Genomic DNA, 15,153 nt, shown 5'->3' on the forward strand with positions numbered 1-15,153 from the left:
GTCCCACAGTCCGCCTGGAGTGTGCGCCTCCTCGCTTGAATTCGGCTTACGCTGACCGCATTCCTATCGAGAATCCGGAGACAACGGTGCAATTCCACGACTCGATGATCAGTCTCGTCGGCAACACCCCGCTGCTGAGGCTCAACAACGTCACCGAGGGCATCAGGGCGACCGTCCTGGCCAAGGTCGAGTACTTCAACCCCGGCGGTTCCGTGAAGGACCGCATCGCGCTGCGCATGATCGAGGCGGCCGAAGCCAGCGGGGAGCTTCAGCCTGGCGGCACCATTGTCGAGCCCACCAGCGGAAACACCGGTGTGGGACTCGCCATCGTGGCCCAGCAGAAGGGCTACAAGTGCATCTTCGTCTGCCCGGACAAGGTCTCCACCGACAAGATCAACGTACTGCGGGCGTACGGCGCCGAGGTCGTGGTCTGCCCCACCGCCGTCGACCCGGACCACCCGGACTCGTACTACAACGTGTCCGACCGGCTGGTGCGCGAGACGCCCGGCGCCTGGAAGCCCGACCAGTACAGCAACCCCAACAACCCCCGTTCGCACTACGAGACCACCGGTCCCGAGCTCTGGGAGCAGACCGAGGGCAAGATCACGCACTTTGTGGCGGGGGTCGGCACCGGTGGCACGATCAGCGGCACCGGGCGCTACCTCAAGGAGGTCAGCGACGGGCGGGTACGGATCGTGGGCGCCGACCCGGAGGGGTCGGTGTACTCCGGGGGCTCCGGGCGCCCGTACCTGGTCGAGGGGGTCGGCGAGGACTTCTGGCCGACCGCGTACGACCGTGACGTGACCGACGAGATCGTGGCCGTGTCGGACAAGGACTCGTTCCAGATGACGCGGCGGCTGGCCAAGGAGGAGGGGCTGCTGGTCGGCGGCTCCTGCGGGATGGCGGTCGTGGCGGCGCTGAAGGTCGCCGAGGGGCTCGGCGAGGACGACGTGGTGGTCGTGCTGCTGCCGGACAGCGGGCGCGGCTACCTCAGCAAGATCTTCAACGACGAGTGGATGGCGGACTACGGCTTCCTGGAGGAGGCGGGCCCGTCCGAGAGCGTCGGCGAGGTCCTCACGTACAAGGAGGGCGGCCTGCCGAGCCTGGTGCACATGCACCCGGAGGAAACGGTCGGGCAGGCGATCGAGGTGCTGCGCGAGTACGGCGTCTCGCAGATGCCGATCGTGAAGCCGGGCGCCGGGCACCCGGACGTGATGGCGGCCGAGGTGGTCGGCTCCGTGGTGGAGCGCGAGCTGCTCGACGCGCTGTTCGCCCAGCGCGCCTCGCTGGACGACCCGCTGGAGAAGCACATGTCGGCCCCGCTGCCGCAGGTCGGCTCGGGTGAGCCGGTGGCCGACCTGATGGCGGTGCTCGGCGCCACCTCCGGGGCGGACGCGGCGATCGTGCTGGTCGAGGGCAAGCCGAAGGGCGTCGTCAGCCGCCAGGACCTGCTGGCGTTCCTGGCGCGCGGGACCAAGTAGCCGCACGCGCCGCACGGGACGGGGTGCGTGGAATCGGTACGGGCCGGACACGTCCACGCAGCACCCGCTTAACAAGCGTCCGGCAGCCTGGTCGGTGTCGGACACGCAGGGCGGGAGCGGCTCCCCGCCCCGGAGTCCGGCACCGAGCGGCGAGCAGGACCTCCGGAGCGGCTCCCGGACCTCCTGGACGCCACGGGCGTGGCGGCCGGACTGACCCGGCCGTCCGCGTCCCTCGCGGGGACCGCCGTCGTCCCGCCCTCCGGGTCTCCCGGGGGTGCGGCGGTCCCCGCGACCCGCGATCACCACCACACTCCCTACTCCCCTGACCTCCCCCTGAGCCACCGGCTGAGCGTACGCTTAGAAAAGAGGCCGGTGTCACAGTGCGGGAGCGGTGACCTTTGCGCTACGTACGGGTAACTTCCCTCACGGTCGTGCCTGCTCAGCGACGTCAGCGAACTCACCGAACACCCCAGGGAGCCCGTGATGCCCGAAGCCGTGATCGTCTCCACCGCCCGTTCCCCGATCGGACGGGCCTTCAAGGGCTCCCTCAAGGACCTGCGCCCGGATGACCTGACCGCCACCATCATCGAGGCCGCGCTCGCCAAGGTCCCCGGGCTTGACCCGAAGGACATCGACGACCTGATGCTCGGCTGCGGCCTGCCCGGCGGCGAGCAGGGGCACAACCTGGGCCGGATCGTCGCCGTGCAGATGGGGATGGACCACCTCCCCGGCTGCACCATCACCCGCTACTGCTCCTCCTCGCTGCAGACCAGCCGGATGGCGCTGCACGCGATCAAGGCCGGTGAGGGCGACGTCTTCATCTCGGCCGGTGTGGAGATGGTGTCCCGCTCCGTCAAGGGGTCGAGTGACGGGATGCCCGACACCCACAACCCGCTGTTCGCCGAGGCCGAGGCGCGTACCGCCGCCGTCGCGGAGAGCGAGGGCGCCAGCTGGCACGACCCACGCGTGGACGGGCTCGTCCCCGACGCGTACATCGCGATGGGGCAGACGGCCGAGAACCTGGCCCGCCTCAAGGGCGTCACCCGCGAGGAGATGGACGAGTTCGGCGTACGGTCCCAGAACCTCGCCGAGCAGGCCATCGCCAAGGGCTTCTGGGAGCGCGAGATCACCCCGGTGACGCTTCCGGACGGCACGGTCGTCAGCCAGGACGACGGGCCGCGCGCCGGGGTCACCCTGGAGGGTGTGCAGGGCCTGAAGCCCGTCTTCCGCCCCGACGGCCTGGTCACCGCCGCCAACTGCTGTCCGCTCAACGACGGCGCCGCCGCGCTCGTGATCATGAGCGACACCAAGGCGCGCGAGCTGGGCCTGACGCCGCTCGCCCGGATCGTCTCCACCGGCGTCTCCGGCCTCTCCCCCGAGATCATGGGGTACGGGCCGGTCGAGGCCTCGAAGCAGGCGCTGCGCCGCGCCGGGCTCGGCATCGGCGACATCGACCTGGTCGAGATCAACGAGGCTTTCGCCGCGCAGGTCATCCCCTCGTACCGCGACCTGGGTATCGACCTCGACAAGCTGAACGTGAACGGCGGGGCGATCGCGGTCGGGCACCCCTTCGGTATGACCGGCGCGCGGATTACCGGCACCCTGATCAACAGCCTGCAGTTCCACGACAAGCAGTTCGGTCTGGAGACCATGTGCGTGGGCGGCGGCCAGGGCATGGCCATGGTCATCGAGCGCCTGAGCTGAAGCAGCTGACGTCCTGAGCTGAACTCGTGGCGGGGACGGCCTCCGGGGGGCGCGCGGCAGCTCTCCCCGGGGGCGCTTTCCCGCCACAGGCGGCGCCCAGAGGCTCCCGAGCCCCAGCCGTGACTCAATCTCCTCCAGGATGTGACCTTCGTCCCCCGGTAAGGCCATTTCCGCAGGTCAGGGCAGTCTGGGGCTAAACGTCGGGTCGAAAGACCTGTCCCTTTCGTGACCTAATGCACTGACACTATTGAGACGCCTCCGACAAGCTGAGGTAGAAGTCGGGGGTCGACTTGAAACCGGGAGTACGTCAGTGAGCGCCATGCCTCTTGCCCTGCTGCTCGCCACCGCCGCCACCACGGCCGTGGGCGCCGCTGCTCTGCACGCCGTGTACGGACTGCGGAAGCAGCTCGCTGAGATCACAGCCCTGCGTGCCGAGCTGGCCGCGAGCGTCGCTCAGCGGCAGCAGCACGCCGCGTCGGTGCCCAGCGCCCGGGACGCGTCCGACGCCCCCGACACCACCGCCATACGTACCGCCGTCACCGAGGCACTGGCCGAGGAGCGGGAGCGGGAGCTGGCCGAGGCGCGGGCGTTCTGGGCCGCGCAGGAGGCCCGCGACGCCGCGGACGCCCCGTCGCTGCTCACCGGGCTGCCCCCGAGCATCGCCGAGGAGCTGTTCCTGCCCCGGCAGGCGGACTTCGCCGGTGTGGAGCGGGAGCTGTTCAGCGAGATCGTCCACCCGGCCGAGGAGTCGGCGGAGCGCGCCGAGACGGAGTTCGCGGAGTTCGCCGAGACCGCCGAGCACACCGAGTTCGCCGATGATTCGCCCGAGCTGGCCGCGGCCCGCCGTCGACACCCGTCGCACCCCGACTTCGTACCGGTGCAGCCCGTACGGGACTCGGCCGCCGGTGACCACGAGCTGACGGTGAGCCGCCTCGACGAGCTGGCGCAGGCCCGTACCGCGCTCTCCGACGTCCGCCCGGGGCCGCTCGGCACCCTGGACGTCTACGTCTTCAGCGACGGCACCACGCTCTGCATGACCCCGGGCCACCGGGAGACGGCGGAGCGCCTCTCCGCGGCCCTGCGGGACGGTGAGACCCCCGTACTGCTCGGCGGCTCCGGCATCTCGGGCGCGTACACGCTGACCTTCGCCTGCGGTGGCGAGAACGTGTACATCCTGGCGGACCGAGTCATCGCCAGCGCCTGACCCTCAGCGCCCCCTACGCTCCCCACGCGCCCCGGCTACACGCCCGCGCGCTTCTGTGCCTGCGCCACCAGGTCCAGCGCATCCGCGAGTTCACCCTCGTCCATCAGTACGAGGGCCAGATCCCGCCCCGCGACCACGACTTGGTCGGCCGCCGCGAACATCCCGGCGTCCGGCATCTCGTGCGCCGGTGTTTCCGGCGCCTCGATGCGCTGGGCTCTGAGCGCCAACTCCCTGGCCAGCGCCAGCGCTTCGGCCGCCGCGCCCCGCTGCAGGCGGCTCTGCGGGGCGGCCCGCAGCCGGTCGGCGAAGCGGTCCACGGCACTGGTCAGAGGCGTTGTATCAAGCACCCCGCGACCCTATGCGCCGGAACGGGACTGTTGCCAACACCGGGACACTCAGGCACGGTGACGTGAAGGACCCGTGAGCCAGGCCCGGTCGGCCCGGCCCGGTAACCCCTCCTGCATCGACTGCGTCCGGAGGCGCCGATGTCCCTTGTCTTCTCCGAGGAGACCCACCGCAACCTGCTCGCCCGCATCCCCCATTGCACCGGCCGTGAAGTCTCCGACTGGCTTCGCGCGGTAGACGACGGTCCCGCCTTCCTCCGCTTCGAGGAGAAGGTCAGCTGGCTCCGTGGCGAGTACGACCTCGCCCACGGCCACGCCAAGGCAATCGTCCACGAGCACGACATGAGGAGGGCCGCGCGCAGGCTGAGCTGAGGCCTGTGCCGCCAGCGCCAGCAACGACCCACCCGTACGCAGACATCCGCACCCAGACACCCGCACCCAGGTAGCACCCGTACGCAGGTACCCGTACGCAGACAGCGCGAAGGGCCCGCGGATCGCTCCGCGGGCCCTTCTCACGTAGTACGGGTCCTGCCGGTACTGCTACCGCCGCTGCTAGTCGCCCTGCAGGATGGCGACCAGGCGCAGCATCTCCAGGTAGATCCACGCCAGCGTCATGGTGAGGCCGAAGGCCGCCAGCCAGGACTCCTCGCGCGGAGCGCCGTACGCGATGCCGTCCTCGACCTGCTTGAAGTCCAGGGCGAGGAAGAACGCGCCGAGCAGCACACCGACGACACCGAAGACGATGCCGAGCGGGCCGCTGCGGAAGCCGAGGCCGTCACCACCGGCGAAGACCATGAACAGCAGGTTCACGGCCGTCAGGACCATGAAGCTCATGGCCGCGATCATCAGGACGCGCGTGAAGCGCGCGGTGACCCGGACGATCCTCGTCTTGTAGAGGAACAGCATGGTTCCGAAGACGGCCATGGTGCCGAGCACGGCCTGCATGGCGGCGCCGGACGCGATGAACGTGTTGACGTAGTTACTGATCGCGCCGAGGAAGAGGCCCTCGAAGATCGCGTAACCGATGATCAGAGGCGGCGACGGCTTCTGCTTGAAGGCCTGGACGAAGCCCAGGACCATCGCGATCAGTGCGGCACCGATAGCCAGGCCGAGGCCCATGTCCGTGACCCAGGCCACGGTCGCACCGGCGATCAGAACGCCGAGCGTCAGGCCCGTACGGGTGACGACGTCGTCCATCGTCATCCGGCCGGCGGCGGGCGGCGCCTGCGGCGTGCCCTGCGGCGCGTAGGGGTTGGTGGGCGCCTGGGGCGCCTGGGTGTACGGGTTGCCCTGGTTCGCGTAAGGGTTGCTCTGGTTTCCGAAAGCGGGTCCCCCGGCCTGCGGCCCGGCATTGAAGCCCGGGTGGCCGTTGTCGCGGCTGAACCCCCGTCGCGAGAAGACCGGGTTGCTGCTCCTCATCTCACTCCTCCGTGGCCACCCTGTGCGGCCTTGGGTTAAGGGTAATGGCTTCGCAAAAGTTGCACCCTACTGCTGTAGGAGGATCTTTCCCACACCAACCCTGACGTCAGCACGTTCCTCGCGCTCCTCGCGCTCCTCGGCTACGCGTCGAACGTGTAGTAGGGAGTGTGGTCGAGCATGTCCGCCGGGGTGACGTCGTTCCACGGACGCATGGTGTCGTGCAGGCTCACGACGTTGCGCGTCCGCGTGGTCGGCAGGTAGCCGGAGTCGGGGTGCCGGGCCTGCCAGTCGGCCCACAGCTTGTCCACGAAGGCGTGGTGCAGCCAGAAGACCGGGTCGTTGGGCGAGACACCGGTGGTCATCTGTCCGCCCACCCACACATGCACACGGTTATGCAGGTTGGCGCCGCGCCAGCCCTCCAGGTGGTTGCGGAAGCTGGTGGACGCGCTGTTCCACGGCGAGGCGTCGTAGACCGGCATCGCGAGGACGGCGTCGACCTCCGCGCGGGTGGGCAGTTGGCGAGCCCCGGTACCGAGAGCTCGGCGCAGGTACGGCCGCTGGTCGACACGTATGTTGATCTCCCACGCGCCGGACGCCTCGGCGAACCGGCCGCTCATCACCTTGCCGTCGCCGGGCCGCCCGCTCCCGCCGAGGAAGTCGTCCGCCCAGAGGGAGGCGCTGGGCGTACGGTCCACGGTCCAGTCCCAGTAGGGCAGGGCGACCTCCGGGTCCACCTCCTGGAGCTGACGCTCGAAGTCGATGAGGAATCTGCGGTGCCAGGGGAGGAAGGACGGCGAGCGGTGGCCGACCCGCTCCCCCTGGTCGGTGTCGCTCATGATGAAGCCGTTGTGCGTGGTGACGAACTCGTCGTAGCGGCCCGACCTCTTGAGTTCCAGGAGCGCGTCGACGAAGCGGCGCTTCTCGGTTCGGGTGAGGGCGGACTGGTTCTTGCGTACGGTCATGTCGGTGCTCCGGGTCGGATCAGGTCACGTCAGGTCAGGTCAGGTCAGGCGGACGGGTCAGGCGGAGGTGAGGACGAGCGGGACGAGGTCCGCGCCGTGCAGTTCCGTGACCGCGGCGCGGGCGAGCTGACGTGGCGTGGCGAACGTCTCGTAGTGGTTCACGACGCTGATCCAGGTGCCGTCGGCGTTCCGCATGATGTGCAGCTCGTCGCCGTCCAGGTGGACCGCGTAGCCGAAGTCGTGCGCCTGGCCGCCGTGACCACCTCCGTGGCCGCTTCCATGGCCACCTCCGTGACCACCGTGGCTACCGGCACCCCGCGTGGGCGCCCCCTGTATGCGGCGGCCCTGATACACCTCGTCGAACGCTTCAAGGCCGGAGCCTTGGGAGCCCTGTCGCTCGGACGGCGCGGCCTTCGCGGCCGTGGCGTTCACGGCTGCCGTGGCGGCGACGGCGAGACCCGCGAACGTACCCGCGGACATGCCAAGGACTCGGCGGCGACTGATTTCGGGCATGGGTGTTCCCCCCGGGGGATCGTCTGACTGCGATGAAGCGCCGGGGATGGTCGGCCCCCCGGCGGCAGCCCATGCCTACGCGACGGAGTGAGCTCCCTTGAAATCGCCGGGAGCCGCTGGGCCTATATACGGACAAGCCCCAACACGATGTACGGAATTGAACGAAGATGATCTTGCTGTCAGCGCACCATCCGGCACGCGGCAAACAAAAATTCCTCCTACCCCAGGGGCTCCAGGAAGGAAGATTTACGGTTCATGATCGATCACCTCATGGCATCAACCTGCCAAAAGCTGTCCTGAAGCGTCCGGGACGGCCGATGCCTTCCGTGGACGTGAGCGGCATCACGCCGAAGCCGTCGATCCGGCAGTTGATGGCGTGGTGGTGGTGCGCGTTGACGGCCGTCACACTGTCGCCGTCCCGCGGCACAGCGGTTATCATCGCGACCCAAAAGCATGACGGCGCCAGCCAGCCGCCTTCGCTGGTCAGGCGCCGTCGCGGCGGAAGTGCCCGGAACCGGACTTGAACCGGTACGCCCCCGAGGGGCAGCGAGGTTTAAGCTCGCCGTGTCTGCATTCCACCATCCGGGCAGGCCGTTGGCTCCGTGGTTACGCGATCAAAGCCTATCCGGGCACATCCCCCGAACAGCGGCGGGATGGCACGATGTTGTCTTATTTTATTGGCGCCTGAGGGTGCATCAGCCACGGGAAACGAGCATAGGCACTTGCCAGGGGCGGTTCCCCGACCTTGCGAACATCCAGCAGGATTGACGGGATTCCACCGTCTTGGGCGGCCCTCCGGCCGAGCAGCGTCTCAGGGTCGGCTCTCCTACCCAGGTATGAGGCGAAGGGGCAAACATCAGCCCTGGGAGGAAGGGCGGAACGGGAGCTGCGGTTGACTCCACGGCGGGAATCAGGCCCGACGATGGAAGGGTCCGCTCAGCCGCCTGTCGACAGGAGACCCGTCCCGTGACCACCACTCCCCTTGCCCACCAGGCAACTGCCGTAGCCGCGCGTGCGACGGACCTGTCCAAGGTCTACGGACAGGGTGAGACCCAGGTGGTCGCCCTGGACCAGGTCACCGTCGACTTCGAGCAGGCCCGGCTGACGGCGATCATGGGCCCCTCCGGGTCCGGCAAGTCGACGCTGATGCACTGCGTCGCCGGGCTCGACTCGTTCAGCAGCGGGTCCGTACGGATCGGCGACACCGAGCTGGGTTCGCTGAAGGACAAGCAGCTCACCAAGCTGCGCCGGGACAAGATCGGCTTCATCTTCCAGGCGTTCAACCTGCTGCCGACGCTGACCGCGGCGGAGAACATCACCCTGCCGATGGACATCGCCGGGCGTAAGCCCGACAAGCAGTGGATGGCGCAGGTCATCGAGATGGTGGGGCTCTCCGGGCGCCTCAGCCACCGGCCAAGCGAGCTCTCCGGCGGCCAGCAGCAGCGCGTCGCGGTGGCGCGTGCGCTGGCCTCCAAGCCCGACATCATCTTCGGCGACGAGCCGACCGGAAACCTGGACTCCCGCTCGGGCGCCGAGGTACTCGGCTTCCTGCGGAACTCGGTACGGGAGCTGGGCCAGACCGTGGTGATGGTCACCCACGACCCGGTGGCCGCCGCGTACGCGGACCGCGTGGTCTTCCTCGCCGACGGCCGCATCGTCGACGAACTGCGCGAGCCGACCGCGGACGGCGTACTCGACCGGATGAAGCGCTTCGACGCGAAGGGCCGCACCAGCTGAGCAGCCGACCAACTGAGCAGTCGACCAACTGGCAGTCGACCAACTGAGCAGTTGACCAGCTGAGCAATTCGACCGGCTGAGCAGTGTGACCAGCTGCCCAGCTGACCGCCGCCCCGCGCCCGCACCTCTCCCCAGGACTTCCCATGTTCCGTACCGCCTTGCGCAACGTACTCGCGCACAAGGCCAGGCTGCTGATGACCGTGATCGCCGTGATGCTCGGCGTGGCCTTCGTCTCCGGCACCCTGGTGTTCACCAACACGATCTCCCAGGCCTACCAGAACAGTTCCGCCAAGGGCTTCGACCACGTCGACGTGGTCATCCAGCCCGAGAACGACGACGACGCCACCGGCAGGCCCGGGGACGCCCCCAGGCTCACCCAGGAGCTGCTCGAGCAGGCCGGGCAGGTGCCGGGAGCGGCCTCCGCGACCGGGACCGTGTCCGGCTTCGCGGCGATCGCCGACAAGGACGGCAAGCTGGTCGGCGAGGGCTGGGACAGCCGTGGCGCCAACTACTACCCGGGCAAGGACGGCGAAGACGTCCGCTACCCGATGAAGGACGGCAAGGCCCCGCAGGGCGAGAACGAGATCGCCCTGGACGCCAAGACCGCCGACCGGGCTGGCTACAAGGTCGGCGACCCGGTACGGATGTCCATCGACGGACCGGTCATTGAGCCGAAGCTGTCCGGCGTCTTCACCACCGACGACGGCAACGTCGCCGCCGGCGGCAGCCTCGCCCTCTTCGACACCCCGACCGCCCAGCAGCTCTACGCGAAGCCGGGCGAGTTCAGCGAGATCGAGGTCCAGGCGAAGTCCGCCACCTCGCAGGCCGCACTCAAGGCCGAGATCGACAAGATCCTGCCGAAGAACGAGGCCGAGGCCACCACCGGAAAGAAACTGGCCGACGACCAGGCCCAGGAGATCTCCGACGGCATGAGCGGCATCCGCAGCACGCTGCTCGGCTTCGCCGGTGTCTCGCTCTTCGTCGGCATCTTCATCATCGCCAACACCTTCACCATGCTGGTCGCCCAGCGCACCAAGGAGCTGGCGCTGCTGCGCGCCGTCGGCGCCAGCCGCCGCCAGGTGACCCGTTCCGTGCTGTTCGAGGCCCTGGTGGTCGGTACGGTCGCGGCCATCACCGGTCTGGCCGCCGGTGTCGGCATCGGCGCCGGGCTGCGCGGCCTGATGGGCAGCATCGGCGCCACGGTCCCGGACGGGCCGCTGGTCTTCACCACCGGCACGGTCATCACCGCGCTCCTCGTCGGTGTCGTGGTCACCATGCTGGCCGCCTGGCTGCCGGGCCGCCGCGCCGCGAAGATCCCGCCGGTGGCGGCGATGAGCAGCGTGCACGCCACGGCGAGCACCAAGTCCCTGGTCGTACGGAACTCCATCGGCGCCGTGTTCGCCGCCGCCGGTGTCGCGGGCGTCCTGGGCGGCACCACGATGGGCGGTGACGGCAAGGAGCTGATGGGCCTGGGCGCCGTACTGCTGCTGATCGGCGTCTTCGTCCTGACCCCGCTGCTGTCCCGTCCGCTCATCGCGGCCGTGGCCCCCGTCATGCGACTGTTCGGCGTCTCCGGCAAGCTGGCCCGGCAGAACTCCGTACGCAACCCGCGGCGTACCGCGGCGACCGCGTCCGCGCTGATGATCGGCCTGACCCTGATCACCGGCATGACGGTGATCGCGGGCAGCGTGCAGAAGTCCATCGACAAGATGGCCACGGAGGCCCTCTCAGCCGACTACTTCGTCTCGATGGCGAACTACACCCCACTCTCCACGGACGTGGAGAAGCAGCTGGCGCAGGCCGACGGGGTCACGGCCACCACCCCGCTGCGCACCTCACCCGCGCACATCAAGGGCGAGAACGAGACGCTGACGGGCGTCAACGCCCAGACCATCGGCAAGCTCACCAAGCTGGACTTCGCGCAGGGCTCGTTCGACGCCATGGGCGGCGACAAGATCGTCGTGGACAGCGACACGGCCGAGGACCACGGCTGGAAGAACGGCTCGGAGTTCACCGTCACGTACGAGGACGGCGAGAAGGGCACCCTGCGCGTCGCGGGCGTCTACGAGGGCAACGAGATGATCAACGGGATCATGCTCGACAAGGACACCCTCGCCCCGCACCAGCGCGAGGTCACCGACATGCAGCTGATGCTGAAGACGGCGGACGGCGCGAGCCCGGCGGCCAAGGACGCCCTGAAGAAGGAGCTGGGGAACAACCCCGCCATCCTCGTCCAGGACAAGAAGGACGTCTCCGAGGCCATCGCCCAGGTCTTCACGCTGCTCCTGAACATGCTGTACGGGCTGCTGGCGATGGCGGTGATCGTCGCCGTGCTCGGCGTGATCAACACCCTCGCGATGTCGGTCTTCGAGCGGTCCCAGGAGATCGGGATGCTGCGGGCGATCGGCCTGGACCGCCGTGGGATCAAGCGCATGGTGCGCATGGAGTCCCTGGTGATCTCGCTCTTCGGCGGGGTGCTGGGCATCGGGCTCGGGGTGTTCTTCGGCTGGGCGGTCGGTGAGCTGATCGCGAGCGCGCTGTCGACGTACGAGCTGGTGGTGCCGTGGGGCCGGATGAGCGTCTTCCTGGCGATGGCCGCGGTGGTCGGTGTGCTGGCGGCGCTGTGGCCCGCGCGGCGGGCGGCGAAGCTGAACATGCTGGCGGCGATCAAGGCGGAGTAGCGGACTGGTCGTACGTGTGAGGGGGCCCCGGACTGTGTCCGGGGCCCCCTCCTGTGTCACGGGGTCAGGTCCCTCCGGTTTCCCCTTCTGGGTTCCAGTTCCGGGTGCGCAGTGGCAGGCCCGAGTCGCCCGATGCCGTGGGCTTGGCGGCCAGGATCTGGTTGACGCCGATGCGGTTGCTCTCGAAGGCCAGCGCGGACGCGGCCATGTACAGGCGCCAGACGCGAGCGCGGCCCGGGGACGAGAGGCGTACCGCCTCGGGCCAGCGGGCCTCCAGGTTGGCGACCCACCGACGGAGCGTCAGAGCGTAGTGCTCGCGGAGCGCTTCGAGGTCGCGGACCTCGAACCCGGCCCGCTCCAACTGCGCGGTGGTGCGGCCGACGGGGGCGAGTTCGCCGTCAGGGAAGACGTACGCGTCGATGAACGCGTTGATGCGGTAGTCGGATTCGTCGTCCTGGGGGCGACGGGCGATCTGGTGGTTCAGCAGTCGGCCGCCCGGCTTGAGGAGGGCCAACAGGTCGCGGGCGTACTCGGCGTAGCGCTCGGAGCCGACATGCTCGGCCATCCCGATCGAGGAGATCGCGTCGTAGGGCCCGTCCGTGACGTCGCGGTAGTCCTGGACCCGGATCTCGATCCGGTCGGTGAGCCCCTCCCCCGCCACCCGCTTACGGGCGTACGCGGCCTGCTCGGCGGAGAGCGTGATGCCGACGACCTGGACCCCGTGCTCGCGTGCGGCGTGGATGGCCATGGAACCCCAGCCGCAGCCGACGTCCAGCAGCCGCATACCGGGGCGCAGGCCCAGCTTCTGGCTGACCAGTTCCAGCTTGTCGCGCTGGGCTTCCTCAAGGGTGGCAGCGGGGTCGTCGGACGGCCAGTACGCGCACGAGTAGACCATCGACGGGCCGAGCACCAGGGCGTAGAAGTCGTTGCCCACGTCGTAGTGGTGGCTGATGGCCTGCCGGTCGCGGACCTTGGTGTGCAGCGGGCCACTGCGGCGGCCGACCTCCTCGCGGGGCGGACGAGGCGGCGGCAGTGGCCGCGCCAGCGCGAGCAGGGAGCGGACGGCGCTGCGGATACGGGGATCGGCGGCGAGCTCCCGCTTGCCGCGGCCCGGCTCGTCGTTCTCCCACAGGAGCCCCGACATCAGGCCGAGCGCCTCGTACAGGTCGCCCTCGATGTCGATGTCCCCGGCGACCCAGGCGCGGGCTAGGCCCAGTTCCGAGGGCTTCCACAGCAGGCGGCGCAGGGCGCGCCTGCGGCGCACGATGAGGGTGGGCGCGTCTGGCGGCCCGGACTCACTTCCGTCCCAGGCCCGAATCCGGACCGGGAGCCGCGCTCCCAGCAGCTGCTCGGCAAGGGTCCTCAGCCGCGCCGCGGCGTCTGACATGGTGCACCTCCGTGAGGCCGGTGTACTCGGAGTGTCCGATCCGACACACACGTAAACACCAACAGACCACCCACGCAGTCCCGCTGACGTCCAGCCGCTCGTTTGTCGCCCGTTTCCAGACGAGATCCCTCCGAACGGCGGCCGATTCGCTGTTCGTCTCACTGGTCGCTTCGCTGTTCGTCTCGTACGGGACGGCAGCGGGAACGCCGAAGGGGCCGCCCGCACCACGGATGGCGGGCGGCCCCTTCAGGTTCAGCGGGGCGCGGGGTGCCGAGTCAGCTCAGCTCAGGCGCGTCAGGAGGCCTTGGCCTTCTCGGCCGTCTTGGCGTCGGCCTTGTCCTTGCCGTTGTCCTTGGCCTCTGCGGCGGGGGCCGCCGGAGCGGGCTTCGCGGCCTCGTAGAACTCCTCGCGCGGCGTCTCCATCGCACCGAGGGAGACGACCTCGCGCTTCAGGAACATCGCGAGGGTCCAGTCGGCGAAGACCCGGATCTTGCGGTTGAAGGTCGGCATGGCCATGCCGTGGTAACCACGGTGCATGTACCAGGCGAGGCGGCCCTTGAGCTTGATCTTCATCTTGCCCATGACGATCATCGCCACGCCCTTGTGCAGGCCGAGCCCGGCGACCGCACCCTTGTTGGCGTGCTTGTACTCCTGCTGCGGGAAGCCGCGCATGCCGGAGATGACGTTGTCGCCGAGGACCTTGGCCTGGCGCAGCGCGTGCTGGGCGTTCGGCGGGCACCAGGCGTTCTCGTTGCCCGCGGCGCGGCCGACCAGGTCCGGGACCTGGGCGTTGTCGCCAGCGGCCCAGATGTAGTCGGTGCCCTGGACCTGGAGGGTGGCCTGGGTGTCGACGTGACCACGCGGGCCGAGCGGCAGGCCGTAGCGGGCCAGCGCCGGGTTCGGCTTCACACCGGCGGTCCAGACGATCGTGCTGGAGTCGACCTCGAGTCCGTTCTTCAGCACGACGTGGCCGTCGACGCAGGACTCCATGGAGGTGCTGAGGTAGACCTCGACCCCGCGGCTCTCCAGGTGCTCCTTACCGTACTGGCCCAGCTTCGGCCCGACCTCGGGAAGGATCTTGTCCGCGGCATCAACGAGCACGAAACGCATGTCCTCGCGCTTCACGTTGTTGTAGTACTTCGAGGCGTCACGGGCCATGTCCTCGACCTCGCCGATGGTCTCCGCACCAGCGAAGCCACCGCCGACGAAGACGAAGGTCAGCGCCTTGCGGCGGACCTCCTCGTCGGTCGTCGAGTCAGCCTTGTCGAGCTGTTCGAGTACGTGGTTGCGCAGGCCGATGGCCTCCTCGATGCCCTTCATACCGATGCCCTGCTCGGCGAGGCCGGGGATCGGGAAGGTACGGGAGATCGCGCCAAGGGCGATGACCAGGTAGTCGAAGGGCAGCTCGTACGCCTCGCCGACCAGCGGGGCGATCGAGGCGACCTTGCGGTCCTGGTCAATCGTGGTGACCCGGCCGGTGAGAACTTCCGCCTTGGGCAGCACGCGTCGCAGTGGGACGACGACGTGCCGAGGCGAAATGCTGCCGGCTGCGGCTTCGGGGAGGAAGGGCTGGTACGTCATGTACGAGCGCGGGTCGACGACCGTGACGGTCGCCTCGCCGTAGCGCATCTTCTTCAGGATGCGCTGAGCTGCGTACAGGCCTACGTACCCTCCGCCTACAACGAGGATCCTGGGACGCTCCGTGGTGCTCATGCCATCGA

Annotated in this window: 13 protein-coding genes and 1 tRNA gene; 6 read left to right on the forward strand and 8 right to left on the reverse strand. The window is 69.1% G+C overall.

The genetic code is table 11. The features are described 5' to 3' along the window. The first annotated feature begins 86 nt into the window (after positions 1-86). The 3 genes from GCN81_RS26115 (at position 87) to GCN81_RS26125 (ending at position 4,389) form a co-directional block, all read left to right on the forward strand. Positions 87-1,481, forward strand: a complete 1,395-nt coding sequence (locus GCN81_RS26115; protein WP_156726947.1) for a cystathionine beta-synthase — start codon at positions 87-89, stop codon at positions 1,479-1,481. Between the two features lie 483 nt (positions 1,482-1,964). Then, positions 1,965-3,185 carry an acetyl-CoA C-acetyltransferase gene (locus GCN81_RS26120; RefSeq protein WP_156726948.1) on the forward strand — a complete coding sequence of 407 codons (1,221 nt, stop codon included), beginning with the start codon at positions 1,965-1,967 and terminating at the stop codon, positions 3,183-3,185. A 310-nt stretch (positions 3,186-3,495) separates the two neighbouring features. Next, positions 3,496-4,389, forward strand: coding sequence for a hypothetical protein (locus GCN81_RS26125; RefSeq protein WP_156726949.1), 894 nt, complete (start codon positions 3,496-3,498; stop codon positions 4,387-4,389). Between the two features lie 35 nt (positions 4,390-4,424). Here GCN81_RS26125 and GCN81_RS26130 read toward each other — a convergent pair whose 3' ends face one another. Continuing rightward, positions 4,425-4,736 carry a hypothetical protein gene (locus GCN81_RS26130; protein ID WP_197287784.1) on the reverse strand — a complete coding sequence of 104 codons (312 nt, stop codon included), beginning with the start codon at positions 4,734-4,736 and terminating at the stop codon, positions 4,425-4,427. A gap of 138 nt (positions 4,737-4,874) precedes the next feature. Between GCN81_RS26130 and GCN81_RS26135 the strand changes: the two genes are divergently transcribed. Next, positions 4,875-5,105: a DUF4287 domain-containing protein gene (locus tag GCN81_RS26135; RefSeq protein WP_156726950.1), complete on the forward strand. Its 231-nt coding sequence runs from the start codon at positions 4,875-4,877 to the stop codon at positions 5,103-5,105. 180 nt (positions 5,106-5,285) lie between these two features. Here GCN81_RS26135 and GCN81_RS26140 read toward each other — a convergent pair whose 3' ends face one another. The 5 genes from GCN81_RS26140 to GCN81_RS26160 all read right to left on the reverse strand — a co-directional run bounded on the left by GCN81_RS26140 (position 5,286) and on the right by GCN81_RS26160 (position 8,215). Continuing rightward, positions 5,286-6,152 (reverse strand): Bax inhibitor-1/YccA family protein, encoded by an 867-nt coding sequence (locus tag GCN81_RS26140; protein WP_156726951.1) that lies wholly within the window; start codon positions 6,150-6,152, stop codon positions 5,286-5,288. Between the two features lie 140 nt (positions 6,153-6,292). Next, positions 6,293-7,114, reverse strand: coding sequence for a tyrosinase MelC2 (melC2, locus tag GCN81_RS26145; protein WP_156726952.1), 822 nt, complete (start codon positions 7,112-7,114; stop codon positions 6,293-6,295). Positions 7,115-7,171: 57 nt separating this feature from the next. Continuing rightward, the gene (gene melC1, locus GCN81_RS26150) at positions 7,172-7,627 is read right to left on the reverse strand and encodes an apotyrosinase chaperone MelC1 (RefSeq protein WP_156726953.1); all 456 of its coding nucleotides are present in this window, start codon (positions 7,625-7,627) and stop codon (positions 7,172-7,174) included. Positions 7,628-7,895: 268 nt separating this feature from the next. Further along, positions 7,896-8,054, reverse strand: coding sequence for a hypothetical protein (locus GCN81_RS26155; RefSeq protein ID WP_156726954.1), 159 nt, complete (start codon positions 8,052-8,054; stop codon positions 7,896-7,898). Positions 8,055-8,132: 78 nt separating this feature from the next. After that, positions 8,133-8,215, reverse strand: a tRNA-Leu gene (locus GCN81_RS26160). 378 nt (positions 8,216-8,593) lie between these two features. On the opposite strand from GCN81_RS26160, the gene GCN81_RS26165 reads away from it, so the two are divergent. Further along, positions 8,594-9,364, forward strand: coding sequence for an ABC transporter ATP-binding protein (locus GCN81_RS26165; protein WP_156726955.1), 771 nt, complete (start codon positions 8,594-8,596; stop codon positions 9,362-9,364). Positions 9,365-9,507: 143 nt separating this feature from the next. Continuing rightward, on the forward strand, positions 9,508-12,045 hold the full coding sequence (locus GCN81_RS26170) for an ABC transporter permease (RefSeq protein WP_156726956.1): 2,538 nt from the start codon (positions 9,508-9,510) through the stop codon (positions 12,043-12,045). Between the two features lie 64 nt (positions 12,046-12,109). Here the strand turns inward: GCN81_RS26170 and GCN81_RS26175 are convergent, their stop codons facing one another. Next, on the reverse strand, positions 12,110-13,432 hold the full coding sequence (locus GCN81_RS26175) for an SAM-dependent methyltransferase (protein ID WP_156726957.1): 1,323 nt from the start codon (positions 13,430-13,432) through the stop codon (positions 12,110-12,112). A gap of 294 nt (positions 13,433-13,726) precedes the next feature. Continuing rightward, positions 13,727-15,145: an NAD(P)/FAD-dependent oxidoreductase gene (locus GCN81_RS26180; protein WP_156726958.1), complete on the reverse strand. Its 1,419-nt coding sequence runs from the start codon at positions 15,143-15,145 to the stop codon at positions 13,727-13,729. Positions 15,146-15,153: the final 8 nt, after the last annotated feature.

The organism is Streptomyces apocyni (assembly GCF_009739465.1).
Classification (GTDB): domain Bacteria; phylum Actinomycetota; class Actinomycetes; order Streptomycetales; family Streptomycetaceae; genus Streptomyces; species Streptomyces apocyni.